The sequence below is a fragment of the Candidatus Agathobaculum pullicola genome (assembly GCF_052117205.1).
Classification (GTDB): Bacteria; Bacillota; Clostridia; order Oscillospirales; family Butyricicoccaceae; genus Agathobaculum; species Agathobaculum pullicola.
Genome location: NZ_JBQKJP010000031.1, coordinates 1 through 23,622, shown reverse-complemented (window position 1 = coordinate 23,622; position 23,622 = coordinate 1). Strand labels below are relative to the sequence as shown.

The 23,622-nt window shown below is 54.7% G+C and carries 24 protein-coding genes; 3 read left to right on the top strand and 21 right to left on the bottom strand.

Going from position 1 to position 23,622, the window contains the following annotated elements:
• Positions 1 to 27 precede the first annotated feature (27 nt).
• From mraY to ACTQ3V_RS10750, 21 genes are all read right to left on the bottom strand, one after another.
• On the bottom strand, positions 28 to 1,029 hold the full coding sequence (gene mraY / locus ACTQ3V_RS10850) for a phospho-N-acetylmuramoyl-pentapeptide-transferase (protein ID WP_441467519.1): 1,002 nt from the start codon (positions 1,027 to 1,029) through the stop codon (positions 28 to 30).
• Positions 1,026 to 2,408 carry a UDP-N-acetylmuramoyl-tripeptide--D-alanyl-D-alanine ligase gene (locus tag ACTQ3V_RS10845; RefSeq protein ID WP_441467518.1) on the bottom strand — a complete coding sequence of 461 codons (1,383 nt, stop codon included), beginning with the start codon at positions 2,406 to 2,408 and terminating at the stop codon, positions 1,026 to 1,028. Before ACTQ3V_RS10845 ends, mraY begins: the two co-directional genes overlap by 4 nt.
• Before the next feature lie 50 nt (positions 2,409 to 2,458).
• The gene (locus ACTQ3V_RS10840; RefSeq protein WP_441467517.1) at positions 2,459 to 3,901 is read right to left on the bottom strand and encodes a UDP-N-acetylmuramoyl-L-alanyl-D-glutamate--2,6-diaminopimelate ligase; all 1,443 of its coding nucleotides are present in this window, start codon (positions 3,899 to 3,901) and stop codon (positions 2,459 to 2,461) included.
• Positions 3,902 to 3,911: 10 nt separating this feature from the next.
• Entirely contained in the window at positions 3,912 to 6,317 is a 2,406-nt protein-coding gene (locus ACTQ3V_RS10835; RefSeq protein WP_441467516.1) for a penicillin-binding transpeptidase domain-containing protein, read from the bottom strand.
• 93 nt (positions 6,318 to 6,410) lie between these two features.
• Positions 6,411 to 6,896 carry a hypothetical protein gene (locus ACTQ3V_RS10830; protein WP_441467515.1) on the bottom strand — a complete coding sequence of 162 codons (486 nt, stop codon included), beginning with the start codon at positions 6,894 to 6,896 and terminating at the stop codon, positions 6,411 to 6,413.
• Between the two features lie 28 nt (positions 6,897 to 6,924).
• A complete protein-coding gene (gene rsmH / locus ACTQ3V_RS10825) occupies positions 6,925 to 7,860 on the bottom strand; it encodes a 16S rRNA (cytosine(1402)-N(4))-methyltransferase RsmH (protein WP_441467514.1) in 936 nt (311 codons plus the stop codon).
• Positions 7,861 to 7,881: 21 nt separating this feature from the next.
• Positions 7,882 to 8,310 carry a division/cell wall cluster transcriptional repressor MraZ gene (mraZ, locus tag ACTQ3V_RS10820; RefSeq protein ID WP_441467513.1) on the bottom strand — a complete coding sequence of 143 codons (429 nt, stop codon included), beginning with the start codon at positions 8,308 to 8,310 and terminating at the stop codon, positions 7,882 to 7,884.
• A 398-nt stretch (positions 8,311 to 8,708) separates the two neighbouring features.
• Positions 8,709 to 9,164 carry a hypothetical protein gene (locus tag ACTQ3V_RS10815; protein WP_297179103.1) on the bottom strand — a complete coding sequence of 152 codons (456 nt, stop codon included), beginning with the start codon at positions 9,162 to 9,164 and terminating at the stop codon, positions 8,709 to 8,711.
• 3 nt (positions 9,165 to 9,167) lie between these two features.
• A complete protein-coding gene (gene coaD / locus ACTQ3V_RS10810; protein WP_441467533.1) occupies positions 9,168 to 9,653 on the bottom strand; it encodes a pantetheine-phosphate adenylyltransferase in 486 nt (161 codons plus the stop codon).
• A gap of 1 nt (position 9,654) precedes the next feature.
• Positions 9,655 to 10,209, bottom strand: coding sequence for a 16S rRNA (guanine(966)-N(2))-methyltransferase RsmD (gene rsmD / locus ACTQ3V_RS10805; RefSeq protein ID WP_441467512.1), 555 nt, complete (start codon positions 10,207 to 10,209; stop codon positions 9,655 to 9,657).
• A gap of 3 nt (positions 10,210 to 10,212) precedes the next feature.
• Entirely contained in the window at positions 10,213 to 12,036 is a 1,824-nt protein-coding gene (gene uvrC / locus ACTQ3V_RS10800; RefSeq protein ID WP_441467511.1) for an excinuclease ABC subunit UvrC, read from the bottom strand.
• 84 nt (positions 12,037 to 12,120) lie between these two features.
• A complete protein-coding gene (locus ACTQ3V_RS10795; RefSeq protein WP_441467510.1) occupies positions 12,121 to 12,384 on the bottom strand; it encodes an HPr family phosphocarrier protein in 264 nt (87 codons plus the stop codon).
• Positions 12,385 to 12,589: 205 nt separating this feature from the next.
• Positions 12,590 to 14,983, bottom strand: a complete 2,394-nt coding sequence (locus ACTQ3V_RS10790; protein WP_441467509.1) for an endonuclease MutS2 — start codon at positions 14,981 to 14,983, stop codon at positions 12,590 to 12,592.
• 24 nt (positions 14,984 to 15,007) lie between these two features.
• The gene (locus tag ACTQ3V_RS10785) at positions 15,008 to 15,433 is read right to left on the bottom strand and encodes a hypothetical protein (protein ID WP_441467508.1); all 426 of its coding nucleotides are present in this window, start codon (positions 15,431 to 15,433) and stop codon (positions 15,008 to 15,010) included.
• Entirely contained in the window at positions 15,430 to 16,191 is a 762-nt protein-coding gene (gene recO / locus ACTQ3V_RS10780; RefSeq protein WP_441467507.1) for a DNA repair protein RecO, read from the bottom strand. Before recO ends, ACTQ3V_RS10785 begins: the two co-directional genes overlap by 4 nt.
• Positions 16,192 to 17,088, bottom strand: coding sequence for a GTPase Era (era, locus tag ACTQ3V_RS10775; RefSeq protein WP_441467506.1), 897 nt, complete (start codon positions 17,086 to 17,088; stop codon positions 16,192 to 16,194).
• Entirely contained in the window at positions 17,085 to 17,552 is a 468-nt protein-coding gene (locus tag ACTQ3V_RS10770) for a diacylglycerol kinase (RefSeq protein WP_441467505.1), read from the bottom strand. The genes era and ACTQ3V_RS10770 overlap by 4 nt, the downstream gene beginning before the upstream one ends.
• A 1-nt stretch (position 17,553) precedes the next feature.
• Positions 17,554 to 18,048: an rRNA maturation RNase YbeY gene (gene ybeY / locus ACTQ3V_RS10765; protein ID WP_441467504.1), complete on the bottom strand. Its 495-nt coding sequence runs from the start codon at positions 18,046 to 18,048 to the stop codon at positions 17,554 to 17,556.
• A complete protein-coding gene (locus ACTQ3V_RS10760) occupies positions 18,045 to 19,019 on the bottom strand; it encodes a PhoH family protein (protein ID WP_441467532.1) in 975 nt (324 codons plus the stop codon). Before ACTQ3V_RS10760 ends, ybeY begins: the two co-directional genes overlap by 4 nt.
• An 86-nt stretch (positions 19,020 to 19,105) precedes the next feature.
• A complete protein-coding gene (locus tag ACTQ3V_RS10755; RefSeq protein ID WP_441467503.1) occupies positions 19,106 to 20,332 on the bottom strand; it encodes a sporulation protein YqfD in 1,227 nt (408 codons plus the stop codon).
• Positions 20,333 to 20,350: 18 nt separating this feature from the next.
• Entirely contained in the window at positions 20,351 to 20,608 is a 258-nt protein-coding gene (locus tag ACTQ3V_RS10750) for a YabP/YqfC family sporulation protein (RefSeq protein WP_373164719.1), read from the bottom strand.
• Between the two features lie 89 nt (positions 20,609 to 20,697).
• Between ACTQ3V_RS10750 and ACTQ3V_RS10745 the strand changes: the two genes are divergently transcribed.
• The 3 genes from ACTQ3V_RS10745 to ACTQ3V_RS10735 are packed head-to-tail and all read left to right on the top strand — an operon-like array spanning position 20,698 to position 23,500.
• Positions 20,698 to 21,741 (top strand): hypothetical protein, encoded by a 1,044-nt coding sequence (locus ACTQ3V_RS10745; protein WP_441467502.1) that lies wholly within the window; start codon positions 20,698 to 20,700, stop codon positions 21,739 to 21,741.
• Between the two features lie 36 nt (positions 21,742 to 21,777).
• Positions 21,778 to 22,017, top strand: a complete 240-nt coding sequence (locus ACTQ3V_RS10740; RefSeq protein ID WP_441467501.1) for a hypothetical protein — start codon at positions 21,778 to 21,780, stop codon at positions 22,015 to 22,017.
• Positions 22,007 to 23,500 carry a D-alanyl-D-alanine carboxypeptidase family protein gene (locus ACTQ3V_RS10735; RefSeq protein ID WP_441467500.1) on the top strand — a complete coding sequence of 498 codons (1,494 nt, stop codon included), beginning with the start codon at positions 22,007 to 22,009 and terminating at the stop codon, positions 23,498 to 23,500. Before ACTQ3V_RS10740 ends, ACTQ3V_RS10735 begins: the two co-directional genes overlap by 11 nt.
• Positions 23,501 to 23,622: the final 122 nt, after the last annotated feature.

The following is a 23,622-nucleotide window of genomic DNA, read 5'->3' as shown; positions in this document are numbered from 1 at the left end:
CCGAAGGGTTTAGGTTTAGGATTAAGATTAGGGCAGCACTGGAGCCAGTGCCACGAAATAAGCCAGCAGGCAGAGCAGCACCGTAATACCGGAGAAGGTCAGCACGATTTTTTTCTCGCCCCAGCCGCACATCTCAAAATGATGGTGAATCGGCGCCATTTTAAACAGACGCTTGCCATGCGTTGCCTTAAAATAGGTTACCTGAAGAATAACCGATAAGGTTTCAATAATATAAATCAGGCCGACAATCAGCAGAATCAGCGGCATATCGCATGCAAATGCCAGACCTGCCACCGCACCGCCAAGAAACAGAGACCCCGTATCGCCCATAAATACTTTCGCCGGGTTAAAGTTATAAATTAGGAATGCCGACAAACCGCCTGCCAGAGCCGCTGCGAAAATCACAACGCCTGCGTCGCCGCGCGCGATGCCCACAAAGGTAAAAAACAAGGCTACCGGCAATGTCACGCCAGCCGCAAGACCGTCGATACCGTCGGTCAGGTTGACCGCGTTATCCGCACCCACAATGACAAAGGCTGCAAAAATGATGTACAGCGGCCAAGGCCAAATGAAAACGATATTGGTAAACGGAATCCACAGACGCGGCGCACTGTCCGCTCCGAGAAAGAGCACCAGAATGAACGCACCGGCCACGAGAATCTGAAGCACGAGCTTCTGCTTAGGGGTCAGACCCGCATTTTCTTTTTTCCGGATCTTGGCATAGTCATCCACCATGCCGACCGCGCCATATGCCACAGCAAGACCGAGCACCGCCAGTGAAGACATGCAGATCTCGCCCGCAAAACTGTTGCCCGCCGCCACCGCAACGGCAATACCGATGATGAACATAAAGCCGCCCATCGTTGGGATATTCTGCTTATTCATATGCCATTTCGGCCCGATTTCAAGAATTTTCTGGCCAAACTTCATCTTGCGCAGATAACGGATCACCGCAGGCCCGATCGCCGCAGTTAAAACAAACGCAACCGCACAGGCAACCAGTGCCGTATAAAGATTCGCTGGTGTCATTTTTCCACGTCCTCCCCTAAGAACATCGCAAGCGCGCGCTCCATCTGCATGCCGCGGCTGCCCTTAAACAATAAGGCGTCGCCCTTGGCTGCATCCTGCCGCAGCGCCGAGACCAATTCGATCTGGTCATCAAACGCAAACGCCCGTTCCATTCCGTTTTCTTTTGCGCCCGCGACCATCGCTTTCGCATCCGGTCCGTAGGCATAGAGTGCATCTGCATACCGAGCCGCCGCACGGCCCGCCCTGTGATGCCCTTCCTCCGTATAATCACCCAGCTCGAGCATCGAACCGAGCACGGCAAAACGCCGCCCCTCTGGCGCCATCTTGCCCAATACTGTCAGAGTAGCTTCCATAGCATCCGGGCTGGCATTGTAGCAATCGGCATAAATATGGTAGCCATTCTGCTCATAAATGTTTTGCCGCATGCCGCTTGCTTCATAAGATGCAAGGCCCTGTGCAATTTGCATCGGCGTCTCGCCCAGCATCAAGCCAACCGCTGTCGCCGCCAATGCGTTGAGCACATTGTGCGCACCCGGAATGGCAAGCTTTGCAGAAAAGCGTTCGCCGCACGGCAGTGCCACCCCGTGCAATTTGTTGTTTATAATATCAAATGTACCGTCTTCATGCAAGCATGCGGTCAAATCGCATGCGCAATTATCAATACCATAAGTGACCACCCGACAGCCAAGGCTTTCTCGTTTATCCCACAAAAGCGGCTCGTCGCCGCACAATACGGCGCAGCCGTTCGGCTCAAGCCCTTCCAGAATTTCGAGTTTTGCCTTGCAGATGCCCTCACGCGAGCCGAGAAACTCGATGTGCGAAGTGCCGATGTTGGTGATGACCGCAATATTTGGCCGTGCCGCCGCCGTCATGCGCGACAATTCACCAAAGTGGTTCATCCCCATCTCAGCCACCATCACCTCAGTGTCCCGCGTCATGCGGAATAAGGTCAGCGGCAGGCCAATCTCATTGTTCAGATTACCTTCCGTCTTTTGTGCACGCAATCCCTGCGACAGCACCACATACAGCAGTTCCTTGGTCGTTGTCTTGCCGACCGAGCCGGTCACTCCCACTACCTTGCCGCCGCACAAACGCCGATAGCCGCCTGCCAAATCCAGCAGTGCCTGCGAGGTGTTTTCCACATACAGCGTCGGCACCGGATACTCCTCATTTTGCCGATGAGACACCACCGCAGCAGCCCCATTTTCGATCGCCTTATCCATAAAGTCGTGCGCGTCAAACCGCTCACCCTTGATCGGCAGGAACAGCGCATTGGGTGGAATCTGCCGGGAATCAGTGGAAACGGCCATTAAAACCGCTTCGCCCGTTGCTTCTCCTCCGGTCCACTCCGCCGCCTGCGCCAGCGTAAATTGTTCCATGCACTCGCTCCCCCATTGTTTGTGATTTTGCGCGAATCTCGCGCTTTTCCTCATCTTTTATCGCTGAAAAACGACGCGACAATTTCGCGTTCATCCATATGATGCTTAACATGATTGACCTCCTGATAGGTCTCATGTCCTTTCCCCATCAGCACAATCACATCATCCTTTTTCGCATGCGCCAGCGCCCAATGGATTGCCTCCGGACGGTCCACAATTACCTGCATCGGAGTTTTAGTCCCCTGCATCCCTTCCAGAATGTCATCAATAATTGCTTTCGGGTCCTCGGTGCGCGGATTATCACTCGTCACAACACAGAAATCTGCCAGTTCCGCTGCAATCTTCCCCATCTTTGGGCGTTTGGTGCGGTCACGGTCACCGCCACAGCCAAACAGCGCAATCACACGCCCCTTGGCAAAGCCGCGCACTGCTCGCAGCACATTTTCCACACCGTCCGGGGTATGTGCGTAGTCAATCAGCACCGTGTAGTCCGTATCGGTCGGCACAACCTCCACACGGCCTTTAACGCCTGACGCCGTTGCCAGAGAATGCGCCGCATCACTCAGCGGCATACCGGTTTGCAGCACCATGCCCAGTGCAGCAAGCGCATTTTCCACCGAAAAATGTCCGGGGATTGGCAGCTTGACACGTGCAATCTCACCTTTCGTCGTCGCAACAAACTCTACGCCATCCGCATGCAGGCGGATATTTTTCGCCGTCAGATCAGCTGCATCCTTTTCGCACGAGAAGGTCAGACATGGGCATTTCGCGTCCGCCAGCATCGCTTGCGCTGCATCGTCATCCAGATTGATGACGCCCTTGTCGCTGATGGCAAACAGCATCGCCTTAGCTTTGCGATACCCCTCCATCGTCTTATGAAAATCCAGATGATCCTGCGTCAGGTTGGTAAACGCACCGACCGCGAAGCGAATACCGTGTACGCGGTCCAGCACGAGCGAATGAGAGGATACCTCCATGATAACATGGGTGCAGCCCGCATCCCGCATGCGCGCAAACAGCGCATGCAGCTCATAGCTTTCCGGCGTAGTGCGCTCTGTTTCTATCACTTCGTCACCAATCAGATTCTGATTGGTACCGATAAGACCAACTTTGTGGCCTGCATCCTCTAACATATGTTTGACCAGATAGGTGGTTGTGGTCTTTCCGTTTGTACCGGTCACACCCAGCATGACCATACTGTCCGCCGGATGCCCGAAGCGATTAGCCGCAATCTCGGCAAGCGCCTGACGCGCATTATCCACCACAACTGCCGGCACGCCTGCGGGCGTTTCCTCGCATACGACTGCGACCGCACCCTGCTCGAGTGCTTTGCTGATATATTGATGTCCGTCTGTTGCGAAACCGCGGATGGCAACAAACAGGTCGCCCGCCTGTACGGCGCGCGAATCATACCGCACCTCTCGGATTTCCTGTTCATCCGCCGCCGTGCTGCTTTTCACCGCAACCCCGCGAAGCAGTTCCTGTAATTTCATGTTTCTCCTCCTATCGGTCGTTGACGTTCGTGGTATCCGAGAATTCTACCGTTACCACCGCGCCGATATTCACCTTTGTGCCATATGCCGGACTTTGCTTACTTGCTGTCGTATTGCCCGTGACCTGCGAAGAGGCAACACCCTTTTGCTTCAGATAAAGTCCATATTCTTCCAATGTGCTGCGGCATTGATCCGGTGTCAAGCCGGTCAGATTGGGCACGGTGATTTGCTCTGTCGGTTTGCTCTCGCCCATATACAGAATCACTTTGCCGCTGGCCGGGATGCGTACGCCGCCCGACGGCACCTGATCGGTGACCGTATCGCCATCGCCTACCACACGGTATTCAAAGCCAGCCTGCTGCAATGCGGTTGCAGCCGCTTCTTCCGTCGAACCGATCACGCTGGGCACAGTCAGCTCACGACGGTCGTTTTCTTCATCCGAGTAAACCGATGTTACGCCGATATACGGCAGTACATCTTCCATGATGCGGCCGACCACCGGCGCGGCGATTGCGCCGCCACCGTGTGGCACAGACTCGGGCAAGTCGTTGATCGCAACCAGCACGGCAATCTGCGGATCTTCCATCGGCGCTACGCCGATAAAGGATGCGGTATAGCGGTTCTCGGTATCAATTTCCTTTCCTTCGCTGTCGCGCAGCTTTTCAATTTCCGAGGTCGCCGTCTTGCCGCCGACGCGGTAACCGGGTACATAAGCGTTTTTACCGGTACCACCCGACACGACTGCCTCCATCGCCTCGCGCATATAAGCGGAGGTTTCCTCCGAAATGACCTGACGAACCACCGTTGTCTCAGTCGTGGATTTGACCGAGCCATCCGAACCCAGAATCTCTTTAACCACATACGGCTGCTTGAGCTTGCCGTCATCCACAATCGCGCATACCATATTAAGCATCTGCAGCGGGGTAACGGTAAAGCGCTGGCCGAACGATGCAACCGCAAGCGATACCTCGTTCCACTCGCTGCTTACGTTGATGTCGTGGAACTGGCCCTTGCTTTCGCTGGGCAGGTCAATACCAGTCGGTCCGGTTAGGCCGAACGCCTTGTAAAATTCATAAAAGCGGTCCTTTCCCGTCTTGGCGACAATTTGCATCATTGCCACGTTGCACGAATTCATCAACGCCTCGGTCAGCGTCTGTGTGCCGTGACCGCTGGTATTGGAGCATTGAATCGGCTTGGACCAGTCGCCAACCATCATCGAGCCGCCGCAATAATAGGTATCCTCTTTATGCGCCAGCCCCAGCTCATAGGCTGTTGCCACATTCATCAATTTAAAGGTGGAGCCAGGCTCATAGTTATCTGTTACTACGGGATTATACCACATTTTATAGAGCTGCTGTGAGCGAATACTGGTTAATTTGTCGACCAGCTCATCATTTTCCTGTATGCTTGCCGGCAGGTTCGCCAGTCCGCCCTCCCGATAATATTTATCACTGATTTCCGCCGTAACACCGGCTTCTGCCAAAGCAGCCTGCACATTGGTTTTCAGTTCCTCGATATAACGCTCATCCGTAATCGAGTAGGAATTGTTAGGGTCATAATCCGGCAGCGATGCCATCGCCAGCACCTCTCCGGTTTTGACATTCATCACAATGCCGGAAACGCCATCGCGCGCCTGCGGGTTATCCGCCAGCGCAGTTTCCAGATGCTTTTCCAGAAAGTTTTGAATGTCACTGTCGATGGTCAGCACAAGCGAATCTCCGTCCTGCGCCGGAATGTATTGCTCGGTATCGGGCGTCATATCTTTATTCTGCGCATTTTGTACGCGCACAATACGTCCAGCCGTACCGGAAAGCACGTCATTATATTGGGACTCCAAGCCATATGCACCATTGTTATCGCTGCTGACATAACCGAGCACAGCAGACAGGAAAGCACCCTGCTGATAATATCGTTTGGTATCCGGCTCGGAATACACGCCCGTGCAGCCCGCCTGTCTTAGCTTCTCATACAATCCTTTAGAAACGTCTTTATCCACCTTTTGGGCAATAATCTGATACTCTGAATCGGTTTTCTGCACTTTTTCCAGCACCGTATTGTAGTCCAGACTCAGTTCATCCGCCAAAATCTGCGCCAGCGTCTGCTGCTGTGCCTGCGCGGAAACGCCGTCGTTTACCTTTGTCTCATCCACCGCACCCTTCGGCGAAACGACGATACGCTCTACCTCAGCCGATTCCGCCAAAACCTGCATGTTTGCATCGTAGATTTTGCCGCGGTTGGGTGTGATAAACGTATCGCGCGTCTGCAAGGAAGTTGCCTGCTGCACATAAAAATCATGGTGGAACACCTGCATATACAGCAGGCGGACACCAACCAGCCCAAATCCAAACACCACAAACGCCAAGGTCATAACACCGATTCGTGCGCGCATTTGATTGTTCGGTCCCTTTGCTGCCATGGTATTTCCTTTCCTCCGTAATCTCGTTATAAAAAGCGTAAGGAGTCAGAAGTTTCCACCTCTCACTCCCCTGTACGCATCCTATTCATTTACTTACCGAATATATTCCACAATTGCAGAAAAGCTACGCGCCAAACCGGCAAAAAGCGTTCCAAGCGATACGCCGCTATCCGCTACCGTTACGGTATCTGGATTGGTCAGCTCCACATATTCAATCTGGGAGTTATCCATTTTGACCATACCCATGTTATTTACCGCATATTCCTCTACCTCATCCATATTGACGCTATTAATCTGCTTGGTTGTCAACGATACGTTTTCCGCCGTCAGTTCATTCAGCATATCGCTCTGTTCGCCAACCTCAGCGCTCAGCTGCGTGAGCTGCATCTGACAAAACAGGATGTACACCGCGGCAATCGCCACGACTGTAAAGCAGCCTAGCAAGCTGGGTCTTACACGCGCCTTTTTTCGTCGGCGCGGTGTAGGCGCTACGCGCAAATCGCGTCTCTGCTCCTGAGGCACCGGAAAACGTTCTTCGTATTGTTTATAGGCCACGCTTTCCCTGCTGGCAGTCATCATTGCATTTCCTTTCTCCTGCGGTTGCTATTTATATCTTTTCGCAGACGCGCAGCTTTGCACTGCGTGCTCTGGGATTATCTCCGATCTCTCTTTCATCCGGAAGAATCGGCTTACGTGGAGTCAGCCGTACCTTCGGTTTTTTCCCGCACACACAAACTGGAAACTCCTTCGGGCAGGTACATCCCTGCGCCGCTTGTTGAAACGCCGCCTTCACGATACGATCTTCTAAGCTATGGAACGTAATTACCGCAAGCCGTCCGCCCGGATTGAGGCAATCAATTGCTTTGTCCATCGCTTCCCGCACCGCACTCAGCTCATCGTTTACCGCAATACGAATCGCCTGAAAGCTGCGCTTTGCCGGATGCTGCTTTTCGCGCTTTGCCTTGCCCGGCATCGCGCTTTTGATTACATCGACCAGCTCCAGTGTGGTTTCAATCGGCTTTTTCGCCCGCTCGCGTTCAATTGCCGCGGCAATGAGCGGCGCATACCGCTCCTCGCCATACTCGAACAAAATCCGCCGAATCTCCTCCCGGCTCCAGTCGTTGACCACCTCGTAGGCGGTCAGCTTCTGTGACCGATCCATGCGCATGTCCAGCGGCGCGTCCTGCATATAGGAAAAGCCGCGCTCCGCATGATCAAGCTGCGGAGAGGAAACGCCCAAATCAAACAGGATGCCGTCTGCTCCCGGCAGTCCGAGCGATGCCAACACATGATCGATTTCACGAAAATCACTTTTGACCGTCGTTACGCGCTGCCACACATCGCGCAGCCGCGTTTTGGCATTTTCCAGCGCCTCATCATCCCGGTCAATACAAATCAAACGACCGGTATCATGCAAACGCTCCGCAATGCGGAGCGAATGTCCAGCACCGCCGGTCGTCGCATCGACATACACACCGTCCGGTTTGATCTGAAGCGCTTCAAGGCAAGGTTCGAGCAGAATGGATACATGATGAAATTCCATACTTCCCTCCTGCCTGTCCGGTTAAAAATCCATATCTTCCACGTCAGCGGCAACGCTCTCCGCATCGATTGCTTCGTTATAAACGCGCCACTTTTCACTGTTCCAAATTTCTGCGTGATCCAACTGGCCGATAACCACGACATCCTTTTGCAGATCGGCAAACTCACGCAAATTTGCGGGAATGAGAATACGCCCCTGCGCGTCGAGCTGCGCATCAAAGGCGTTGGCAAAGTAGTACCGTTTCACACGGCGCGCCTTTTCACCATTGCCCAGATTGCGGATGCGATCCTCCAAGGCTTCCCATTCCTTTTCCGGATAAACCGCAAGGCATCCATCCAGCCCTTTGGTGACGGTGAAGTGCTCGCCCAACTCCTCGCGCAGCTTGGCCGGCATTGCCAGCCGCCCTTTCGCGTCAACGGAATGTTTGTATTCGCCCTTCACCGGATTCACACCACACTTTCGCTTCGGGGGAATGTGTGACACTTTGCCCCACTTCTCACCACCTTGTTTCCATTATAGCGATAGGCCGAATAGATTGCAAGGTTTTTTTCGCATTATTTTGCAGAACATTATGGCTGAAAATTCGTTGTTTCGACGATTTTTTGCAATTTTCAAACACTTGTTCGATGGTTTTAACATGTCCCTTCCAAGGCGCTCCAGTGGGGGAAAATCCCACCAGTCACCCATTCTTACACCCAAATTGCCATCTCTCTGAAGAGGAGAAACATCGGTCATCCACCCTATGTGGGTCAAAGTGGTACAAGCAATTACAGTGCTGTTTTTCACTCCATTTTTTCACTGCATAAAAAAACAGCTGCCCATTAGACAGCTGTTTTTCTCATGTTTTATCACTTGGCAATACTCTTAAAACGCTGGCGCGCCTTGCGCACTTCCTCGAGCGAAAGCGCTACTGCTTCCTCTGTGCGTTTCAGGGTATCCTCACAGTACTCATTGGCCACGCGGCGCAGTTCCCGTGCCTGAATTTCCGCATTGCCCTGCACTTCTTTTGCCTTACGACGGGCCGCAACCACAATTTCGGTTTCCGAAACCATCTGACGGGCATCCTCCTCCGCCTGACGGCGAATCGCTTCCGCCTCACGCTTTCCGGAAGCCAGCATCTCGCTGCGCTTGGATACGATATCCTGCGCAACCTGCAAATCGTTCGGCAGCGTCGCACGTAACTCATCGAGCAGATCGAGCAGATGGTCACGTTCGATGATGCACTTTTCGCCCGCCAGCGGAATTCCCTTGGCATCCTGCACCATATCGTACATGCTGTTGATCAGTTCGTCCAAAGTTGCCATCGTTTAGCCTTCCTTTCTTGTGCGGCGCACAATATCCTGCATGATCCTGTCAGGGACAAAGCCGGCGACACTGCCGCCGTGTACTGCAATGTCCTTCACCACGGAGGATGACAGGTACATATATTCCGCGCTCGTCATCAGGAACACCGTATCCAACTGAGGATTCAGCTTCCGATTCGCCAGCGCCATCTGAAATTCATATTCAAAATCCGAAACCGCGCGCAGGCCCTTGACCACTGCGCAAGCATCCTGCTGTCTGGCATAATCCGCAAGCAGGCCGCCAAAGGATGCAATCTCCACGTTCGGCAGTTCAACGGTTGTCCGCCGGAGGAATTCCATCCGCTCCTCCACCGAAAACATCGGCTTTTTATTCTGGTTGTGCATTACCGCAACAATCAGCCGATCAAACATGACCGATGCACGGCGTATAATATCCAAATGACCCAAGGTGACCGGGTCAAAGCTGCCCGGATAGATCGCAGTTCTCATGTTACTCATCCGTTCCGCCGTCCCGCAGACGCAGAACGGTAATCATAGTTGCACCATAGCGACGTTCACGAACGGTCTCAAACCCATGCGTGAACCGATCCTCTGCTGCACTTTCGCATATTATTATACCATCCGCAGACAGAATGTCAAACGTTTCTATCTGTAATAACGCATTTTCCAAAGCCTTGCCGCCGTACGGAGGATCGAGAAAAATCAGGTCATAGCCCCGCTTTACCACATGGGAAAGGAACGTATTCGACTCCATTCGATGCAAGCCGGCGCGCTCGGACACACGCGCCGCTTCTGTATTTTTACACACGATATTGTATGCTGTTTTATTATGCTCCACAAAATCGCAGTGCGCTGCGCCACGCGATAACGCTTCGATGCCGAGCTGTCCCGTTCCCGCGAACAAATCGAGCACCCGCGCGCCGCGCACGTGATCCTGAATTAGATTGAACACATTTTCCTTCACACGATCGGTTGTCGGTCGGGTATTCATCCCGGGGACAGGCTGCAGCTTGCAGCCGCGCGCCGTACCGGATACCACACGCATCGTTCAGTCCTCCTTGTGGAAATAGTCAAACACCGCCTGCGCAGCGTTACGCGGCAAAATCCGTGCCAGCTCTTGTTCGCCCGCCTTGCGGATATTATCAATGCTGCCGAAATGCCGCAACAGCTCTGCTCGACGCTTGTCGCCCACACCCGGGATTTTATCCAGTGTCGATCCACGCACCTTTTTTCCACCCAGCTTACGGTTATACTCGATGGCAAAGCGATGCACTTCTTCCTGAATCCGCCCGATTAGCGCAAACAGCGCAGGCGTAGCCGAGATGCCGAATTCGCGACCATCCGGTGCCACCAGCGCACGCGTGCGATGCTTGTCGTCCTTGACCATACCGAAGCACGGCGTTTGCAGGCCAAATGAATCAAGCACCTCTTTGCATATGCGGACATGACCCAAACCACCGTCAATCAGAAACGCATTCGGCAGTGGTGTGAATTTCTCATCCCCATCCACATACCGCTGCACGCGACGCGTGAGCATTTCGCGCATGGAGGCATAGTCGTCCTGCCCGTTAGCGGCGCAGGCAATCTTAAACTTGCGATAAGCGCTCTTTTTGGGTTGTCCTTCGACGAACACGACCATCGAACCGACCGTATCCTGTCCGGCAAAATTTGATATATCATATGCTTCCAGCCGCAATGGCAGTGCCATCATACCGGTCACATTTTGCAGCAGTTCCAGTGATTTATGCCGTCTTTCCGACTGTTTTTCGCGACGTTCAATTTCCTCGGAGGCATTTTTTTCCGCCAGTCGCGTCAGCACGCGGCGCTCACCGCGCTGCGGCACCGCAAGTTCGACCTTGCGCTCCGCGATTGACGACAGATATTCCCCCACCGCATCCTGCTCCTCAATTTCATGCGAGAGCAATACGGTTTTTGGCACAGCGCCGCGCTGCGCATAGTATTGCTTGACAAAAGAGGACAACACTTCAGCCGGATCGCTTCCGGTCAAGTGAAACAGCGTATATTCCTTATCCTGTAAGGCGCCGCCCGCATAGTGCAATACACAAACACACGCACGCGTCTGTCCCTGCACGAACGCAATCACGTCCAACTCGGCAAATGCGCCCGCAACCACATGCTGTCGTGTGCCCAGCTTCTGTACCGCACGCAACCGATCGCGCAGCATTGCCGCGCGCTCGAACTGCAATTCCTCCGCCGCTTCGTTCATCTTTTCGGTCAAATCTTTTTCCAACTGTTTTGCATTGCCCTCAAACAATGCAATCGCCTGATGGATCAGCGCATGGTATTCCTCCGGGCTGACTTTTCCCGTGCAAGGCGCACAGCAGCGTCCCAAATGCAGATTGAGACACGGGCGATCCTTGCCGATATCGCGTGGAAAAACTCGCGAACAGGTTTTGAGCAACAGCGCTTCGCTGATCGTATCAATCGCACGACGCGCCGCCACGCGGCCCGGATAGGGGCCGAAATAGCGCGCGCCGTCATGCCCCGGTCGAGAAACAACGGTAAACGCCGGGTAGGGCGCATCCACATTGAGCCGGACATAAGGATAGCCCTTGTCGTCCTTCAAAAGGATATTATACTTAGGCTTGTACTTTTTTATCATCGAGTTTTCCAAAACCAGCGCTTCAAACTCGCTTTCGGTCACGATAATATCGAAATCATCAATATGGCTGACCAACTGCCTGGTTTTGGCATTGAGCCGCTCGGGCGGCTGAAAATAGTTGGATACACGATTACGCAGCAGCTTAGCCTTGCCGACATAAATCACCTTGCCGGTTTTATCCTTGTGCAGATACACGCCCGGCTGCATCGGCAGGCGGCGCACACGCTCTTTGAGTTGTTCTCTTGTCATGGCAAGCCGCCTCCTTTTCGCTGCCAAGCCCTTCGATAAAAAAAGCGCCGATCAATTCGGCGCTTTTTCTCAGGATGCGATAACTTAGTCGGTAAAATTGGACGTAATCAACTCAATCAGGGCAGAAACAGCCTCTTCTTCGTCCGGGCCGTCCGCGATCAGGTTGATGGTAGTGCCCTTGGTAATGCCCAGAGACAGAATGCCGAGCAAGCTCTTCGCATTGACGCGGCGCTCTTCCTTCTCCACCAGAATCGTCGACTTGAACTCATTCGCCTTCTGAATAAAAAAAGTTGCGGGACGGGCATATAAGCCTACCTGATTGGTAACCTGTACCTCTTTCGAATACATAATCTGCATCGCTCCTATTTCTTCAAATCCGATATATATAGTCTATCCTCTTTTGTCGATTTCGTCAAGGGCCTTTTCCCCTTGCGCCATTTGCGTTTTTGATGAAATTTTTCTTGCATTTCGTCAAAATATATGGCATTTTGCCCTGCATGACGGTTTTACGCGAAAGGATGTTCCATTTTTCACGCATCTGCCGAAACCGGTTTCACCGAAGCTCCACGATCGTCACGCCCTGCTCGCCTTCTCCGTACACGCCGCTGCGCACGCTTTTGACGCGCTTATTACTCCTGAGATGCTGCTGCACCGCGTTTCGCAGCACACCTGTTCCCTTACCATGAATGACCGTGACCGAAGGCAATCCCGCCATGATTGCACGAGACAGGAAATTGTCCACCTCAAACAGCGCCTCCTCCGCGCTCATCCCGCGCACATCTACCTCGCTTGCCGCCGACCGCAGGTTTAGCTCCCGCGCGGGCGCACTGCGGCGCGGCTGCGGCGCAGGCTTTTTCGCCGGTTTGCTTTCTTCCACCAGACGCAATTCGTTTGCCTTGACCGTCATTTTCATCGGGCCGGCCTGCACCTGTACATTGCCGCTCTTGTCGGCAGGCGCAAGCACATCCGCCAACACCCCGCCGACATTCAGCAGACGTACCCTATCCCCCTTTTTGACCGGGCGCTGCTCATCCGCTTCGACCACGCGCTTCTGCACCCCGCGGCGCTGCTCGTTTTCAGTTTGTGTGATGACGCCCCGCAGCGCAGCTTTAGCTGCGGCGAGATTCTGGTCTGCGTTTTTCTTCTGCGACTTCTTTTTCAAGTCTTCCAGCTCGTCAAATACGGTTTCCGCCGTCATGCGCGCATCCTTCAGAATACGGTCGGCCTGACTGCGTGCGCTTTCCAGCAGCTTATCCGCGCGCTGTTCGGCCGCGTCGCGCTCTGCGCGCATCTTATCGCGCTCGGACTGGGCCGCCGAACGCATTTTGGCGGCCTCCTCCCGCATCTGTTCCACCCGACGACGCTCACGCTCCAGTTCTGCCAGCACGTCCTCAAAGCGCGCGTCCTTGGTCGAAACCTGCTCCTTTGCACGCTCGATGATGGTCGGTTGAAGCCCCAGCCGCGCGGCAATGGCAAACGCATTGGATTTGCCGGGAATACCGGTCAGCAACCGATAGGTCGGCTGCAAGGACTGTACATTAAACTCACACGAGGCGTTTTCCACGCCGTCAGTCGTAAGCGCAAAGGTTTTCAGCTCCGCATAATGTGTTGTCGCCGCCACACACGCGCCCATCTGGCGCGCGTATCCAATCACCGCAACCGCAAGGGCCGCACCCTCTACCGGGTCAGTGCCCGCGCCCAACTCGTCAAACAGCACCAAATCCCCCTGTGCGCAACAGTCCATGATGGATACAATGGTTTTCATGTGCGCAGAGAAGGTAGACAGCGACTGCTCAATGCTCTGTTCGTCTCCTATATCGGCATAAACATGCTCAAACAGCGCGATTTCAGACTGCTCGTTTGCCGGAATATGCAAACCGGAAGCCGCCATGAGCGACAATAGTCCCAGTGTCTTAAGCGACACGGTTTTGCCGCCCGTGTTCGGGCCGGTGATAACCAGCGTGTCGTACTCGCCGCCAATAGCAATGTCAATCGGCACGGCCTTGTCTTTATCAAGCAAGGGATGCCGCGCACGCAGCAAACGGCAGCGGCCGTTCCCTCCCGCAAGGATGGGTGCGGCAGCGTTCATCTCGAACGAGAGCTTCGCCCGCGCAAACACAAAATCAAGCGATACCAGCGCATCAAAATCCTGCTCAATCGCGTTTTTATATCCCGCCACCTCGCCGGACAGCTCTGCGAGAATACGCTCAATCTCGGCTTCCTCGCGGCCTTCAAGCACCTTAATCTGATTATTGATTTCCACCACCTGCTGCGGCTCGACGAACACGGTCGCGCCGGTGGATGAGGTATCGTGCACCAGACCCGGGATATCGCCGCGATGCTCCGCTTTAACCGGTACGACAAAACGCCCGTTTCGCTGGGTGATGATAGTTTCCTGCAAATATTTTGACCGTTCACCCGAAATCAGTCGGTTGAGCGTCTCACGCACTTTACCCGAAATACGCCGCAGTTCGCGGCGGATAGACAGCAATTCCGGAGAAGCGCCGTCCGCAATCTCCTCCTCGGATACAATTGCGGTCGTGATAGCCTCCTCCAGCGCACGGTTTCCGGACAGCAGACCAAAAATCGGCGTGAGCGCAGTCTTTTCCTCCTGCTCGGCATCATATACCAGCGCGCGGCGCGCGGTTTGCAACAGACTCGCGACATCGAGCAGCTCGCGCGGGTTGAGCGTACCGCCGCGGTCGGCGCGCTGCAAAATCGCGCCCACTGCACGAATACCGCCAAACGACGGACTGCCGTGCCGTACCATACGGTTTTTCGCATCTGTTGTCTGGTCCATCCAAACCTGCGCCTGCTCATGGTCATCCAGCGGCCGCAGCGCGCGGCATTTCTCTTTCGCCGCGTCCGACGCAGCCTGCGCCGCAAGACGTTCTAAGATTTCATAGTATTCCAGTGTTTTTAAGGATTTTTCGCCTAATTTATTCATAGCTTCCTCTCCAAAAGCAAGGTTTCACAACAAAAACATCAGCAGCAAAAACAGCAGATAAATCCCCAGCATAGAGCCTGCAATCAGGCCCATTGTCCGCAGCCAAATACGCAAAAACAAGCGGCCCGTTTCGCCGGTCACATCGCGAAGCTGCCTGTATTGCAGCAGCACCCACAGCCAATGGCTGCCATAAGGAAAATATCGTGCGGCAAGGCGCTGATACTCCTCATTCGGCAAATGCCGCTTAAGGTCGCGCAGCAGATAATGGCCGCACAGAAACGTGTTGGCCAACGAAAGCAGCATCAGCCCCAGTATGACGACATACGGTTTTATGCTTGCAAGCCAGCTAAACAGAAAAACTACCGCCGCAATGCCATCGAGTGCAAGCTGCATATATACCGAAAAGCGCAAGGAGGTCTGCCTTGCCAACATATTCTTTCCTACAATCATGGCTTTTCCCCTTTCGGCTGGAGCGAGCGGTAAAATACCAAACTGTCAAACCCACGGCCAAGGTGGTATTGCACATACGCTTCTGCCATACGACAAAACTGCTCTCTTGCCGCGTCGGCAAGGGCAAAGGCGTAAACTTTCTGTGGATCGGCCGACAGGACGTGCAAAATCGCGCGCAGCGTTCCGTCCGCAAGACGCTCATACCCACCCACGCGCGCAGCACACTTCGCGTCCGCCGCCGTACCCGCACGGACGGAAAAACATATCGGCGGCTGCGCAATCGGCTGACCGCACACGCCACAATCCACAAGGTCGGGCGCATATCCGTTTTCCGCCAGCACACGCCATTCCAACGCAGCTTTGACCAGCGCGGGATCGCGCTTTTTCCCCTCCAGCGCATGCAGCGCGTGTAGCAGCAGACGGCTGACCACAGGATTGTCCTCATCTGGCCCTGTCACTGCGCCGGCCAATTCAGCCAAATAGCATGCAAGCGCATACCGCTCAATATCTTGCGCAAGCGAGAAAAACGAATGCACCAAATCGGCATCCCTCAAGGCGTATTTTCCCCCCCGCTCGGACAAAATCAGCTCGGAATAGCAAAACTGCCGCGCGGCAGGGTTTTGCTTTTTGCCCCGCCGCGCGTTTTTGTACAGAATCTCGCTTTTGCGCCCGTATTCGGTCAGCACGGTCAGATAGCGGTCGAAATCACCGAAATCCACCTCACGCAAAATAAGCGCGCGCAGCCTGACCTCTGCCATTTACTGATCCTCGTAGCCGAAGTTGCGCATTTGGTACTGATTGTTGCGCCAGCCCTCCTTGACCTTGACCCACAGTTCAAGGAACACCTTCGCATCGAGCATACGCTCGATATCTGCGCGAGCCTGGTGACCGATTTCTTTGAGCATAGCGCCCTGTTTGCCAATGATAATCCCCTTATGGCTGTTCTTTTCACAGTAAATGACAGCGTTAATTTCAATCAAACCGTCCTCACGCTCGTGCCATCGCTCAATGCCGACAGCAACACCGTGCGGCACCTCCCGATCAAGCAAACGCAACATTTTTTCACGCACAATTTCAGCCACAAGCTGCCGCTCCGGCTGATCGGATACCATATCATCCGGAAACAGCTGCGGGCCTTCAATCGCATACTTGTCCACCTCGGACAAAAAGTCATTCAGTCCTTCACCCGTGCGCGCCGAAATTGGCACCACCGCGTCAAAATCATGCGCCGCGGCATAGGCCGCAATGACAGCAAGCAACTCCTCTTTTTTGACTGTATCAATTTTATTGATGACCAGAATAGAGGGCATGTGATGCTGCTTTATCTGCTGGATAAGACTCTCCTCCGCCGGGCCGATGTTGGCAATCGGCTCAACCACCAGCGCCGCCACATCCACCTCGGACACGGTATCGGTTACAACTTTACACATGTAGTCCCCCAGACGGGACCGCGGCCTATGCAAACCCGGAGTATCCAGAAGAACATACTGCGTATCCCCACGGCTGAGCACGCCTGTAATACGGGTGCGCGTGGTCTGCGGTTTGCTGGAAACGATGGCAACCTTCTGCCCCACCAGCTTATTGGTCAGCGTGGATTTGCCGACATTCGGGCGGCCGACCACCGAGACGACCGCGGTTTTCGTAATCTTGCTCATTGTATTCTCCCATAATGAAATATAAACCAAAGTGCAGCCGGTACAGTCACCAGCAACGCCACCAACGCCCAAAGATGCGCCAGCAAAAACTGTACAGCTGTCCACAATACTCCTCTGCCCAAAAAGACGCACACGCCGACCGCTGCACACGCCACTGCGCACACAAACACGCCCGCCGCCGCAATATCCTTGGCGTTGCGAACAAAACCGTCGTATCCGCTGGCCTGCCGGTCGCATAGCCTCTCAATAGCGGTGTTCATCAACTCCGCTCCCATGGTAAGGCCAAAGCAGATACACAAAATCGCCGCCTCCACTACGCTTGCACGACCCATTACCGCAAAAATCGTCACATAAAAGGCCGCGACCATATGCACGCGGAAGTTTCGTTCCCCATGGATGCACAGCCCCAACCCGCGCAGCGCATGCTGGAAGCTCTCATGCAGTTTTCGGATATTCTTTCCCATATCAATTCTCTCTGGTCAGTCCGAGGAAGGAAAGGTTGTCCTCCTCCTTGGCGCGCATCAGGCGCGTGTCCTCGTCGTTGCGCTCATGATCGTAGCCCAGCAAATGCAGCACGGAATGGGTCGTCAGGTATCCACACTCGCGTGCCGGCGAATGACCAAACTGCGCGGCTTGCTCGACCGCGCGTGTGTAGCACAGAATCATATCGCCCAGCATCACGCAGCCCGAGTCCGGCTCGGCTTCGAGTTCCTCCTGCGGCGCACCGTTCAAAAAATCGTACATCGGGAAGGACAGCACATCGGTCACTGCATCCTTGTCACGATATTCTGCGTTGAGCCGCCGAATCTCGTCTGCATCCACGACGGTCACGTCGATTTCCGCATCAAACGACACCTTCTCGCTTTCGAGTACACGTTTTGCACAGGTGCGAATGAGTTCATCTACCGCCTGCGCATCCTCCACTTCGGTTTCAAACCCGATTTTGATCTGATGGCTCATCGTTTTTCCCCTTTTCGGTGGAATGCCGGATGCTTGCTGTCCGGCGTCTTGCTCCTGCCCTTTTTCCCCTCGTAGTCCGCATAGGCCTTAACGATGCGCTGCACCAGCTCATGCCGCACCACGTCCTTTTCGGTCAGATAGCACTGAGCAATGCCTTCCACACCGTCGAGCACGCGCAGCGCTTCTTTAAGACCGGACTGCTTGCCGTCCGGTAGGTCGATCTGCGTAATATCGCCCGTGATAACCGCCTGCGAACCAAACCCCAGACGGGTCAGGAACATTTTCATCTGCTCGGGCGTCGTGTTCTGCGCTTCGTCCAAAATGATAAAGCTATCATCCAACGTACGGCCGCGCATGTAGGCCAGCGGCGCCACCTCGATTGAGCCGCGCTCCTGATACTTGGCGAAGTTTTCCGCGCCGAGCATATCAAACAGGCCGTCATACAGCGGACGCAGATAGGGGTCGACCTTGCTTTGCAGGTCGCCGGGCAAGAAGCCCAACTTTTCGCCCGCCTCGACCGCGGGACGTGTCAGGATGATGCGGGACACCTGCTTGTCCCGGAAGGCCGCGACCGCCGCGGCCACGGCAAGATAGGTCTTGCCCGTACCCGCAGGGCCGACGCCCATGACGATGGTATTTTTACGAATCGCTTCCATATACCGTTTCTGGCCGAGGGTTTTGGCCTTAATCGGCTTACCCTTGGCCGTAATGCACAGCACATCGCGGCTCATGGTGTGCACCTCGGCCTCACGGCCATCGCGCGCCAGTCCAATGACATACTGCACAGTCTGCGTGCCAATCGCGTCCCCGCGCGCCGCCATGGAGACCAGCGCCTCTATGGCATGCGATGCTGTCTCCACATCCGCGGCCTCGCCCGAAACCTTCAGTTCGGTTCCCCGGCTAATGACTGAAACGCCCAGTTCCCGCTCAATCATTTTGATATTTTCGTCAAACGCACCGAAAACCGACATCAGAAGTTCGGTTCTCTCTACCTGTATTGTCTTTTCTATGGTTTGCACCTTGCTTTCCTTATTCTCTTTCCGTCTGCCACTGTGTGCTATGACGTAGTCTCCTCTTCAGACGGCGGTTTTTCCGGAATCGTACTGTCGTCGACCGCCTCAACACCGATTTGCTCGACTGCGTGTACGGTCATCTCCAGCACCGCCGCGCCGCCCTGTTCGGTGAGCGTTTCGCTGTGCTCTGTGACCGAACCGTCCATACCGGAGGCAATCTCCTCCAGTGCACGCGAGAGCATATCGACACGCAGCTCTTCTACCGTGGCAGTTTGCGGCTCACGCTCATAAAACACATAGGTCTGCACGACCAGCGACACTGGGAACACCACGCTGTCCGACAGGCGCAGCGTTCTGGTTTCTATTATTTTATCACAGGTTCCCCCGTCAATTCCACTCCCAATATATAAATTTAACCGGTGATTTCCCAAAACCAGCGCATACTGCCGCCGCACCTTGCCGGTGTATTCCTTGCTTTCGGTTTCCAGCGCGCGCGCGGCCGTCACTTGATGCACCGTATACGCCTCTACTTCGCCGCGTGCATGCGTCAGATGATAATTTCCATCCTCGCGGGTCGGAGGTACCAGTCCGCTGATAAGCGTATCACCCGTTTCGACCGCGTCGCCCGCCTGCACCATCGGCTGTCCCTCCAGCGCCTTCACGCTTTTGATGACGCCTTCTCGCGCAGCGACGACCTTGACAACTGCCTCCTGATCTATCTTTTCCTCGGGCGGCGTCACACCATAAGCCTCAATGGTCAGGCTGTTTCCGCGAAAGTTGAGCGACAAAAACGTCATATTCGGCTGCATGCCGAGCATGCTCCAGCGGATACTGCGCGTATCGAGCGAGCTGATGCGCGCACCGATATGCACCCCCAGTTCTTCCAGCTGCTGCATCACCTCCGCCTCATCCAGCGCGGGGTCAATATGCGCCTCAATCGACCAGATATGCGCGCACAGTACCCAGCAAAGCAGCACCAGCAGCACCAAACCGCCCCACAGCGCGGTGCGCGGCCGTAAGCGCGCCGCCCAAAACGGCATACCGCGCCGCTGCACGATATGCACCCGACAGCCTGTGCGCCCCATATACCGCCGCAGAGCACGAAAATCCGCAACCGACAGCGTGACATACATTTCATCCCACGCCGTGCGTTCCATCCGCCGCAGCATTAGACCTTTCTCGGCGCACAGGTTGAGAAAGCGCGGCAGGCTTGCACCTGTCACGCGCACGCGCACCTGTCCGCGCGCCAGACGCCAGAGCCGCGCAAGCATGATTCCATCCCCTTTCCGTTATCCCGCCGTCGTATACTCCACCGAAACGATTGTCCCGGTAACCGCCAGTTCATCAAGCGAAAGCGCCGTCAGCTCCAAACCCGCTCCCACGATGCGCACCTCGCAGCCGCTGCATTTGACCCGCAGCAGCCCTTGCTCATATTCCTGAATACCGCGATGATTCTCCACCACCACACGGCTGTTACCGATGATTTCCACGCGCGGCCGGAAGCCATGCAGATCATCGATCAGCTCGCCCAACCCCTCATGCGCCATGTGCGTCCCTCCTCCGTTCGGGCTATTGTATGCGCCCGCAGCATCAAACTTGACAGCACCGCATATCCTGAGACATCGGAGGTGCGTGCATGAAGTTGTTTCTATCTCTGGCCTTATTTGCAGCGTTTCTGCTTTTTCCCGCCGCCTGTGCCAACGGTGTGCGCGACGGCCTTTCTCTGGCCGCCGGACAGGCGCTGCCCGCGCTGTTCCCCTTTTTTCTGGCAAGCGGCCTGCTGGTACGCAGCGGACTGGCGCAAGCGCTCACCCGCCCCGCCGCACGCCCACTCGCATGGCTGTACCGTCTGCCGCCTTCTGCCGCGCCTGCCGTCATTCTCGGACTGACCGGCGGCTATCCGGTTGGAACGGCGACCACGGCAGATTTGCTGAGGCAGGGTGCGCTTTCGCGCGATACCGCAGCGCGGGTCAATGCTTTCTGCAACTGCGCCAGCCCCGGCTTCTGCATCGGTCTTGCAGGTCTCGGCATTTTCGGCAGCGCACAGACGGGCGCCATGCTGTACGGCATCCACATACTGACCGCACTGTTGACCGGCCTTCTTGTTGCGCGTCCGGCACAGCCCACAGTTGAAGACACCGTGCCATATACACCGGATACCATGCCACGACAGAGCTTTTCCGCTATTTTTTGCGCTGCGGTGCAACAGGCGGCTGCCACTGCCCTGACCGTTACTGCCTTTCTGACTGTCTTTTGTGTGCTGCTGCGGCTGGTGCAGCCTGTTTTATCACATGTTCCTTACGGCACTGCATTCTCCGGCATACTGGAGCTGACCTCCGGTCTGGATGTACTCCGCGCATTACCGCTGCCGGACAGCGTGAAACTGACGCTCGCCTCCTTCCTGCTCGGCTTCGGCGGGCTGGCCGTACAGTTTCAAGCGCGCGCGTTGGCCGATCCTGTTGGTCTGCCCATGCGCGGATTTGCGGCCTGCAAACTGCTGCACGGCGCCATGGCAGCAGCACTCACCGCATTGCTGACACGCCTTTCCCCCACCGCACTCCCGGCTTTTGCCCCGGTGGACAAAGCGCTGCAGCAGCGCCACTATTCCGCTTTTTTCCTAATATTGCTTTTGATGTTGTTTACAATTTGGTCTGGAAAAAAAGCGAAAAATAAGATATAATGGGTCACAGAACATGAGATTGGAGTGACCTCACGCATGAAGCTGAAAAAGCTGCTGCGCAAGAATATGGAACCACGCTGTACTTATTGCTCACACGGCACACCGCTGGCTGACGGCCGGCGTATTGCCTGCCGCCGCCGCGGCGTGGTGGACGGCACGGATCATTGCCGTGCGTTCCAATATGACCCCCTGCGCCGCGTGCCGCCCAAGCCTGCGGCTTTGCGCGGCCATTTCACCGACGCCGACTTCTCACTGGGGGATACCAATGAAAAATAATATACTACGAAACCGCTTCACAGCGCTTGCCCTGTGCTGCATTTTATTGTTTGCCGCTGTTCCATTGCCGCAAGCCTTTGCTGCGCCTGGGGAGACAGACACGGTCTCGGATACCTCAGATACCGGCAGCGATACCGAAAGTACCGACACCCAAGGCACGGATGCTGCCGGTCAAGCGGATAATACAAGCCTTTTTGCCGCCGCACCCGGTGCGCCCGCGCTCAACGCTCAGGCGGCGCTTCTCATCAGTCCGGACTCCGGTATGATTTTATACGAAAAAAATGCGGACGAGCGCCGCTACCCTGCTTCAACCACGAAAATCATGACGGCGCTGCTTACGCTTGAAAATGTGACCGATCTGAATGAAACAGTCACCGCCGAAGCCTCTGACTTTGAAAACGTCACTGCGGACAGCTCAAACGCAGACATCAAGCAAGGCGAACAAGTTACCGTCAAAGACCTGCTGTATGCACTGATGCTGCCCTCGGCCAATGAAGCAGCCTATATGCTCGCCCGTCACGTCGGCGGGACCTATGAAAACTTCGTCAATATGATGAACGAGCGCGCCACTGAACTTGGCTGCACGGGCACCCACTTTTCCAACCCCTGCGGCCTGCATGAGGACGACCACTACTCCACCGCACGCGACCTCTACAAAATCGCCTATGAGGCCATGAAGGACGAAACCTTTGCCAACATCGTTAACACCGTACAGCACAAGATGGCAAAAACCAATATGCACGAGGAGCGTAAAATCTACACAACCAACATGCTGATTTTCAGTTCGTATGCTCCCTATGCTTATCCATACTGTCAGGGCATCAAAACCGGCCATACCTCGCAGGCGGGCAACTGTTTTGTCGGCTATGCGGAGTATGGCGATGCCAAGCTCTATTCGGTTGTACTGGGCTGTGATGACCAATCGGCCGAATATCCTGAAATTGCGGCCAGCTTCACGGATACCTCTGCCTTATGTAAATGGGGCTTTGAAAACTTCATCTCTAAAACGCTTGTCAAGCAAGGAGATACCATCAAACAAATTAAAGTGGAACTATCCACCGATACGGACAAGCTTGTGCTGACGGCCAAAAACGATTTGGTTTCTCTTATGCCCAAGAATTTAGATATCGAATCGCTCACCCAAGACCCTGTCATCACCGCACCGGAGAGCGTAGATGCCCCGATTAAAGCAGGCGACGTGATTGGCAGTGTCACCTATTCCTACAATGGTATGGACTACGGCACGGTCGAGTTGGTGGCGCTCAGCGATGTAGAAATGAGCCCCGTACTCTATTACGCCGACAAGCTCAGCAACTTCTTCCAAAGCACCATATTTAAAGTCATCTTGATTGTGCTGGCTGTATTTTTCGTATTATACATTCTGTTCAATCTGACTTTTGGCGGTATACGACGCCGCAACCAACGCAAGAATCTGCGCTCCCGGTATGAAAATACCAATTATCAGCGCAGACGCCGCAGATAACCAATTTCCCCGATAATGTAAGATAAGTTGCGCAAATTGAATAGAGGATAAAAAGAGACATGGTTTGCAGATCTCTGGTAGAATGAAGTTACCACACACCATTCTGAAAGGAGTCTGTAAAC

Bases quoted from the DNA above. Each gene is read 5' to 3' on its own strand.
- mraY (WP_441467519.1), bottom strand. From the start codon at position 1,029: ATGACACCAGCGAATCTTTATACGGCACTGGTTGCCTGTGCGGTTGCG.
- ACTQ3V_RS10845 (WP_441467518.1), bottom strand. From the start codon at position 2,408: ATGGAACAATTTACGCTGGCGCAGGCGGCGGAGTGGACCGGAGGAGAA.
- ACTQ3V_RS10840 (WP_441467517.1), bottom strand. From the start codon at position 3,901: ATGAAATTACAGGAACTGCTTCGCGGGGTTGCGGTGAAAAGCAGCACG.
- ACTQ3V_RS10835 (WP_441467516.1), bottom strand. From the start codon at position 6,317: ATGGCAGCAAAGGGACCGAACAATCAAATGCGCGCACGAATCGGTGTT.
- ACTQ3V_RS10830 (WP_441467515.1), bottom strand. From the start codon at position 6,896: ATGATGACTGCCAGCAGGGAAAGCGTGGCCTATAAACAATACGAAGAA.
- rsmH (WP_441467514.1), bottom strand. From the start codon at position 7,860: ATGGAATTTCATCATGTATCCATTCTGCTCGAACCTTGCCTTGAAGCG.
- ACTQ3V_RS10815 (WP_297179103.1), bottom strand. From the start codon at position 9,164: ATGGCAACTTTGGACGAACTGATCAACAGCATGTACGATATGGTGCAG.
- coaD (WP_441467533.1), bottom strand. From the start codon at position 9,653: ATGAGAACTGCGATCTATCCGGGCAGCTTTGACCCGGTCACCTTGGGT.
- rsmD (WP_441467512.1), bottom strand. From the start codon at position 10,209: ATGCGTGTGGTATCCGGTACGGCGCGCGGCTGCAAGCTGCAGCCTGTC.
- uvrC (WP_441467511.1), bottom strand. From the start codon at position 12,036: ATGACAAGAGAACAACTCAAAGAGCGTGTGCGCCGCCTGCCGATGCAG.
- ACTQ3V_RS10795 (WP_441467510.1), bottom strand. From the start codon at position 12,384: ATGTATTCGAAAGAGGTACAGGTTACCAATCAGGTAGGCTTATATGCC.
- ACTQ3V_RS10790 (WP_441467509.1), bottom strand. From the start codon at position 14,983: ATGAATAAATTAGGCGAAAAATCCTTAAAAACACTGGAATACTATGAA.
- ACTQ3V_RS10785 (WP_441467508.1), bottom strand. From the start codon at position 15,433: ATGATTGTAGGAAAGAATATGTTGGCAAGGCAGACCTCCTTGCGCTTT.
- recO (WP_441467507.1), bottom strand. From the start codon at position 16,191: ATGGCAGAGGTCAGGCTGCGCGCGCTTATTTTGCGTGAGGTGGATTTC.
- era (WP_441467506.1), bottom strand. From the start codon at position 17,088: ATGAGCAAGATTACGAAAACCGCGGTCGTCTCGGTGGTCGGCCGCCCG.
- ACTQ3V_RS10770 (WP_441467505.1), bottom strand. From the start codon at position 17,552: ATGGGAAAGAATATCCGAAAACTGCATGAGAGCTTCCAGCATGCGCTG.
- ybeY (WP_441467504.1), bottom strand. From the start codon at position 18,048: ATGAGCCATCAGATCAAAATCGGGTTTGAAACCGAAGTGGAGGATGCG.
- ACTQ3V_RS10760 (WP_441467532.1), bottom strand. From the start codon at position 19,019: ATGTCGGTTTTCGGTGCGTTTGACGAAAATATCAAAATGATTGAGCGG.
- ACTQ3V_RS10755 (WP_441467503.1), bottom strand. From the start codon at position 20,332: ATGCTTGCGCGGCTCTGGCGTCTGGCGCGCGGACAGGTGCGCGTGCGC.
- ACTQ3V_RS10750 (WP_373164719.1), bottom strand. From the start codon at position 20,608: ATGGCGCATGAGGGGTTGGGCGAGCTGATCGATGATCTGCATGGCTTC.
- ACTQ3V_RS10745 (WP_441467502.1), top strand. From the start codon at position 20,698: ATGAAGTTGTTTCTATCTCTGGCCTTATTTGCAGCGTTTCTGCTTTTT.
- ACTQ3V_RS10740 (WP_441467501.1), top strand. From the start codon at position 21,778: ATGAAGCTGAAAAAGCTGCTGCGCAAGAATATGGAACCACGCTGTACT.
- ACTQ3V_RS10735 (WP_441467500.1), top strand. From the start codon at position 22,007: ATGAAAAATAATATACTACGAAACCGCTTCACAGCGCTTGCCCTGTGC.